Raw genomic sequence first — 6,475 nt, forward strand, 5'->3', positions numbered from 1 at the left:
CTCAGAAGCAGTGGGTTTCTGCTTCGGAGGCTGAAGCCGTGCCCGCGGAAAGCGTACTGCCCGGAGGCGGAAATCAAGGGTTTACCAACTAGGTTTTAAAATTTTCATTACTGCACAGTTTCCTTCAACTATGTATCAAGTTCCGCCAGTTAAAAAGTAAGCATTCCCTGTACTAATTTTACTTCAAAGTCGATCATTTTATCTAGGTTCTAGTCCATTTATTATATATATTAATGAAAAGCGTATAAGCTATCATATAGTTAATGAAAAGTTTTTCTTAAATTTTGTTCCGTATGCACCTTAGGTATTTGTCTTGCATAAAATGACTATGACAAAAGAGGAGGTATACGTAACAATGACTTTTCTTGATAGTGACTATAGAGAAATCATAACGAAAGCGGTATGTGGAAGAGGTCGGAAATTAACCAAATCAGATAACCATGTTTCGCCATCACATAAACCATCAAGTATTTTAGGTTGCTGGGTAATTAATCATCGTTATCATGCAAAAAAGAAAACATCTGATATTGTAGAAGTGCATGGAACTTACGATATTAATATTTGGTATTCCTTTAATGATAATACAAAAACTGAAGTAGTAACAGAAACTGTTGACTATTGTGATGAAGTTAAATTATCAAACAAGGATGAAAATTGTTTACATGATGACTATGAAGTAGTTGCAAAAGTTATTCAACAGCCAAATTGCTTACAATGCAAAATTGAAAAACAAGGGAACCAAATTGCGGTAGAAATAGAAAGAGAATTCGAAGTTAAAGTAATAGGTGAAACTAAAGTAAATGTAAGAGTAAGCCCTACAAGACAGTCCGATCAGCATAAAAAACATTCTAGATATGGTGAAGAAGAAACAAAGGAAAGCGGCAAGGATGATTTTTTCAAAGGAAAAAGAAGATGACTTCTTCCAAATTAATTAAGCTATCTACTCAAAAAGAATAGATAGCTTATATTTTTTTCTTAACGATGCGTCGTATAAAAAATAGGCTTTGTAATTTTTTTAATTTCTTTTACTAATTCATCATCCAAAGGCAGAAGATGTGTCGAGCTAATATTTTCTTTTAATTGCTTTACAGTACTTGCGCCAAATACAGCACTTGCAACAGCAGGATGATGAAGTACATATTGAAACGATAAATTTGCAATTGGAAGATGTAACTTAGTTAATTTATTCATTATCTGTAAAAGTTCATCATGGGTATAGTCCAAATATCCATCTTTTCCTTTTTGAGCAATGTATTTAACCGACTGCTCACTTAGCATTCCTTTTGCCAAAGGTCCTCTTGCTAAAACACTTACCTTATTGGCAGCTAAAAAATCTAATAATTCCTCGGGTCTGCGATCAAGCATATTATATTGCATCATTACAGCATCGATAGAAGATTTTTCAACATATTCTCGAATAACATTTGGTCTAATTGAAGAAATTCCATATGCACGAATTTTACCGGATTTTTTTAATTGTTCAAATGCTTCTATCGTCTCATCAATAGGGTCCTCGATCGTTCCACCATGAAGTAAATATAAATCAAGATAATCTGTTTGAAGTCGTTGTAAACTATTATCTACAGCTTGATGAATATATTTTTTTGAAGGATCCCAATACCACGTTTTTGTATTTGGATTAAAATGATTACCTACTTTTGTAGTTAAAATAATATCTTCACGGCGCTCTTTTATAATTTTTCCAATCATTTTTTCATTCTCGCCAAATTGATATAAATCAGCTGTATCTAAATGATTGATCCCATTATCCAAAGCTAAATTAATTATTTTAGAGGAATTTGATTGATCGAGGTCAAGTGACATACAGCCAAGCGTTAGCTCGGAAATATAAATATCTGATTTACCTAATCGATTCATTCTCACCTTACCACACCTTTTTCTATTATTGTAAAGGTCAAAAAAGCGCTTCACAACTAATTAGATTTGTTTATGTTAAAATAGAAAGAAACAAATATTAATGAGAGGTTATTATGAAAAAATTTGAAGAAAGAACGTTACGAACTGAAAAACTATTTGACGGAAAAATCATTTCTTTGCAAGTTGATGATGTTGAATTACCTGATGGAAACACGTCGAAACGGGAAATTGTCAAACATCCTGGTGCAGTTGCTGTTATCGCAATCACACCTCAAAATAAAATTTTACTAGTAGAACAATATAGAAAGCCATTAGAGCGGTCTTTATTAGAAATACCTGCGGGAAAAATAGAACTAGATGAGGATCCTAAAATTACGGCTATAAGAGAACTGGAAGAAGAAACAGGATATAGGACAGAAGATTTACAATATATTACATCCTTCTACACATCGCCTGGATTTGCCAATGAGATCATTCACATATATTTTTCAAATGCTTTACAAAAGGTAGAGAATCCGATTAGTGGTGATGAAGATGAATTTATTGAAATTCATGAGTTATCTATAGCAGAAGCAGAAGCGCTCATGCAAACAAAAGATATTTATGATGCAAAAACCGTTTATGCATTAACATATTTAAAATTAATGGGATTGAATAAACATGCTAAATAAATTTTTTGCTGATATGCATATCCATATTGGTCGAAATATGAATAATCAGCCAGTAAAGATTACAGCATCGAAGCAATTAACATTAACAAATATTTTAATTGAGGCAAGTAGAAGAAAAGGAATCGATATGGTTGGAGTGATTGATTGCCAATCCCCTCTTGTACAACAAGAAATTGCCCAATTGATTAGTAGCCAACAAGCCGAAGAACTGCAAGAAGGTGGCATTCGATTTGAAAATGTAACCTTACTAATGGGATCAGAAATTGAGGTCTATGATGAAAATTGCAAAGGCCCTATTCATGTGCTCTGTTATTTTCCAACATTAGCGACTATTAAACATTTTACTGAATGGCTCTCTGGCAGGATGAAAAATGTACATTTAAGTTCCCAGAGGTACTATGGAACAGCAACAGATTTACAGTTGAAGGTTAAAGAATTGTCAGGGCTCTTTATCCCGGCGCATGTATTTACGCCATTTAAAAGTTTATATGGAAAAGGTGTAAGGAATTCTTTAATAGAGGTTTTAGATCCTAATTTAATTGATGGAATAGAACTTGGATTAAGTTCTGATACAGAAATGGCTGATCAAATTGCAGAATTACACAACTATACCTTTTTAACCAATTCTGATAGTCATTCCTTACAAAAACTAGCGAGAGAGTATCAACGAATAATGATGAAAGAGGCTTCTTTTCAAGAGTTTAAAAAAGCACTTAAACAAGTCAATGGTCGCCAAATTGTAGCGAATTACGGTATGAACCCAAAACTGGGTAAATATTATACGACAGTTTGTCAAGTATGTATGAAGCAAGCACCATATAAGTCAAAACAATGTTCTCATTGTCAATCCAAAAAAATTATTAATGGTGTTTTTGACCGAATAAGTGAATTAAAAGATACCGATGAATCAAATCAAAGACCACCTTATTACTATCAAGTACCGCTTGACTATCTACCGGGACTTGGAAAGAAAACATTCGAAAAGTTACTTGACCATTTTGCAACTGAAATGAACGTTATACACCATATACCTTACCAACAATTAGCAAATGTAGTTCCTGAAAAATTAGCGAAAATGATCGTTGATATGAGGAAGGGAGAGCTAGATATTGAAGCAGGTGGTGGAGGAAAATATGGTCGCGTCTCCATGAAAAATTTAACAACAGTTAAAGATTGATTATAAAGTTATTAAAAAATAGTAATTTTACATAGAAATCTTTCATATCTATTAATTAAGAGATTTGACTCAGAGACGGAGGATTTCTATGTATTTAAAAAATAATGTACTATTAAACCATGTAAAAGAAAATATGACGATTTATATATTTATGGTCACACTTTTTTTAACAGGAATTATTTTCGGAGCAATTACAGTAAATAGTATGGACTTCATTCAAAAACAAGATTTATTTTTTCATCTAGATCGTTATTTTGTACAAATTAACGGTGATCAAGAAATCGCGAGTAAAGATATATTAAAGCGGAGTTTCTTTTTTCATGTAAAATATTTACTTCTATTGTTTATTTTAGGTCTTACGATAATCGGGTTGCCGGTCGTTTGGGTATTAGTTTTTATTAAAGGACTCGTAATCGGCTTTTCGGTTGGCTTTATCGTCAATCAATTAGGTGGGAAAGGATTATTATTAGCGTCCATATCGATCGCACCACAAAATATTATAACGATTCCAATTTATATAATCGCTGGCAGCTTATCGATGATTTTTTCTCTTGCATTACTTCATAAATTATTTGGAAATGGGCGAATTTCCAACTCATTAGGGAAACCATTTATTCAATATACGTTTGTTTTTCTTATTCTACTTTTATGCGCATTAGGCAGTTCGCTTATTGAAACTTTTGTTGCAAACGAAGCTTTTAAAGCTATCTTAAGAACGAGTTATGCTATTATTTTTAATTTGCCATAATTACAGTACTTTTTCTACTGTAAAAATGATTATTTTTTGACAGCTGTTTCATGTGTGCCTATAATTAAAGTGATAGATGGAGGGGTAATTCCATGAAGCAGCGAATAGAAAGAATTAAAAAACAGTTACATGCTAAAGGCTACAAGCTAACTCCGCAACGAGAAGCTACTTTAACTGTACTTTTGGAACGCGAGGAAGACCATTTGAGTGCGGAAGAAGTATTTCTACTTGTAAAAGAAAAAGCACCAGAAATTGGTTTAGCGACAGTATACCGAACGTTAGAATTATTATCTGAACTTAAAATTGTTGATAAAATTAATTTTGGTGATGGCGTTTCACGTTACGATCTACGTAAAGAAGGGGTAGAGCATTTTCATCATCATCTCGTATGTATGGAATGCGGCTCGGTTGAAGAAATAATTGAAGATTTATTAAGTGATGTTGAAAAAATTGTGGAAGACGGATGGCAATTTCAAGTAAAAGATCATAGACTAACTTTCCATGGTATTTGCAAGCAGTGCCAAAATGCTACAGTGGAAGCAAATTAAAATCGACCTTCATTTTTAAAATGAGCGGTCGTTTTTTTCTAAGTACAGTACTTTTAATACTGCATATTAATCGTTAATCGTGTAAAATGAAGGTATATAATTTCGTTTTTTTGGCATATCTTTCTAATAGATAGACTTTTTAGAAGAAAGGTGCCAAAAAATGAAACGTATATTATGGGATGTTTTTAAAGTAACCATTATATTTGTAGGTTGTACATTTTTATTTTATTTTGGGTTACGTGCCATGCATAATGAATATGAACAGTATCATCGGTACGACCAACCAGAAGGACCTGCTATGAAAGTTTTTAGTGAGGAAGACGGATTTATGGATCGGCTTCATTTATTTTTTCGTTTAGGAGAATAGAAATGCTAAAAGATGCAGTAGAAGATTTTTTTCATTTTTTACAAATTGAGCGTGGTCTAGCAGAAAATACAATAATATCTTATCGACGTGATCTTAATCAATACGTATTATTTGCAAAAGAAAAAAAAGCAGTAACTGATTGGAAACAAATCAAACGGACAGACATTGTTGAATTTTTGTACTCGTTAAAAGAGAATGGAAAATCGACTGCGACAATTGCAAGGATGATTTCTTCGATTCGTGCTTTTCATCAGTTTTTGGTACGAGATAGAATTGTGGATATAGATGCTAGTTTGCATATAGAGACTCCCAAATTAGATCGTTTATTTCCCCAAGTTTTAACTTCGGAAGAGATTGATAAATTACTAGCAATAAAGGGGACAACTCCACTGAGAGTTCGAAATAAGGCTATGCTTGAGTTACTTTATGCGACAGGGCTTAGAGTTTCTGAATTAGTAAAATTAAAGAAGACAGATCTTCATTTATCAATGGGATTTGTCCGATGTATGGGTAAAGGAAATAAGGAGCGGATCATTCCTGTCGGAGATGTAGCAAAAAATGCTCTTGAAGACTATCTTAACCATGCGAGAGATCAGCTGATAAAGAGAAATCAATCTGAAACGGCTTTATTTGTAAATCATCATGGAAAACCTCTTTCAAGGCAAGGTTTTTGGAAAATATTAAAAACAGTCGTACAAGAAACGGGAATTACAAAAGAGATCACACCTCATACGCTGCGTCATTCGTTTGCAACACATTTATTAGAAAATGGAGCAGATTTACGTTCCGTGCAAGAAATGCTTGGACATGCCGATATTTCAACTACACAAATATATACCCATATTTCCAAAACGCGACTCAAAGATATGTATGAACAATTTCATCCCAGAGCTTAAACAGTGAGAAGAAGGGCGGATAATATGAAACCATTTAAACGAATTTTTTTAATAGTATTAGACTCAGTAGGAATTGGACAAGCTCCAGACGCTCAGAAATATAATGATGTTGGAGCAGATACATTAGGTAATATTGCTAAATACACGGGTGGAATTCATTTACCGAATTTAGAAAAGCTCGGGCTAGGAA

Annotated in this window: 8 protein-coding genes and 1 pseudogene; 8 read left to right on the forward strand and 1 reads right to left on the reverse strand. The window is 33.2% G+C overall.

Going from position 1 to position 6,475, the window contains the following annotated elements:
* Positions 1–355: 355 nt before the first annotated feature.
* Positions 356–916, forward strand: coding sequence for an outer spore coat protein CotE (gene cotE, locus ACPYKA_RS17350; protein ID WP_479543468.1), 561 nt, complete (start codon positions 356–358; stop codon positions 914–916).
* A 59-nt stretch (positions 917–975) separates the two neighbouring features.
* Here the strand turns inward: cotE and ACPYKA_RS17355 are convergent, their stop codons facing one another.
* A complete protein-coding gene (locus ACPYKA_RS17355; RefSeq protein WP_479543469.1) occupies positions 976–1,884 on the reverse strand; it encodes an aldo/keto reductase in 909 nt (302 codons plus the stop codon).
* A gap of 107 nt (positions 1,885–1,991) precedes the next feature.
* On the opposite strand from ACPYKA_RS17355, the gene ACPYKA_RS17360 reads away from it, so the two are divergent.
* The 7 genes and pseudogenes from ACPYKA_RS17360 to ACPYKA_RS17390 form a co-directional block, all read left to right on the forward strand.
* On the forward strand, positions 1,992–2,549 hold the full coding sequence (locus tag ACPYKA_RS17360) for an NUDIX hydrolase (protein ID WP_479543470.1): 558 nt from the start codon (positions 1,992–1,994) through the stop codon (positions 2,547–2,549).
* Positions 2,539–3,726 carry an endonuclease Q family protein gene (locus ACPYKA_RS17365; protein WP_479543471.1) on the forward strand — a complete coding sequence of 396 codons (1,188 nt, stop codon included), beginning with the start codon at positions 2,539–2,541 and terminating at the stop codon, positions 3,724–3,726. Before ACPYKA_RS17360 ends, ACPYKA_RS17365 begins: the two co-directional genes overlap by 11 nt.
* An 88-nt stretch (positions 3,727–3,814) precedes the next feature.
* A complete protein-coding gene (gene spoIIM / locus ACPYKA_RS17370; protein WP_479543472.1) occupies positions 3,815–4,474 on the forward strand; it encodes a stage II sporulation protein M in 660 nt (219 codons plus the stop codon).
* A gap of 92 nt (positions 4,475–4,566) precedes the next feature.
* Positions 4,567–5,022, forward strand: a complete 456-nt coding sequence (gene fur, locus ACPYKA_RS17375; protein ID WP_479543473.1) for a ferric iron uptake transcriptional regulator — start codon at positions 4,567–4,569, stop codon at positions 5,020–5,022.
* A 160-nt stretch (positions 5,023–5,182) separates the two neighbouring features.
* Entirely contained in the window at positions 5,183–5,389 is a 207-nt protein-coding gene (locus tag ACPYKA_RS17380) for a DUF4227 family protein (RefSeq protein ID WP_479543474.1), read from the forward strand.
* Between the two features lie 2 nt (positions 5,390–5,391).
* Complete coding sequence (xerD, locus tag ACPYKA_RS17385) at positions 5,392–6,285, forward strand: site-specific tyrosine recombinase XerD (protein WP_479543475.1); 894 nt, start codon at positions 5,392–5,394, stop codon at positions 6,283–6,285.
* Positions 6,286–6,309: 24 nt separating this feature from the next.
* Positions 6,310–6,475: pseudogene (locus ACPYKA_RS17390) on the forward strand (phosphopentomutase); the annotation flags it as partial.

The sequence above is a fragment of the Pseudogracilibacillus amylolyticus (SeqCode) genome, from assembly GCF_051918545.1.
Classification (GTDB): domain Bacteria; phylum Bacillota; class Bacilli; order Bacillales; family Amphibacillaceae; genus Pseudogracilibacillus.

Excerpts from the sequence above, each read along its gene's own strand:
- ACPYKA_RS17365 (WP_479543471.1), top strand. The coding sequence starts at position 2,539 with ATGCTAAATAAATTTTTTGCTGATATGCATATCCATATTGGTCGAAAT.
- ACPYKA_RS17360 (WP_479543470.1), top strand. The coding sequence starts at position 1,992 with ATGAAAAAATTTGAAGAAAGAACGTTACGAACTGAAAAACTATTTGAC.
- cotE (WP_479543468.1), top strand. The coding sequence starts at position 356 with ATGACTTTTCTTGATAGTGACTATAGAGAAATCATAACGAAAGCGGTA.
- xerD (WP_479543475.1), top strand. The coding sequence starts at position 5,392 with ATGCTAAAAGATGCAGTAGAAGATTTTTTTCATTTTTTACAAATTGAG.
- ACPYKA_RS17380 (WP_479543474.1), top strand. The coding sequence starts at position 5,183 with ATGAAACGTATATTATGGGATGTTTTTAAAGTAACCATTATATTTGTA.
- fur (WP_479543473.1), top strand. The coding sequence starts at position 4,567 with ATGAAGCAGCGAATAGAAAGAATTAAAAAACAGTTACATGCTAAAGGC.
- spoIIM (WP_479543472.1), top strand. The coding sequence starts at position 3,815 with ATGTATTTAAAAAATAATGTACTATTAAACCATGTAAAAGAAAATATG.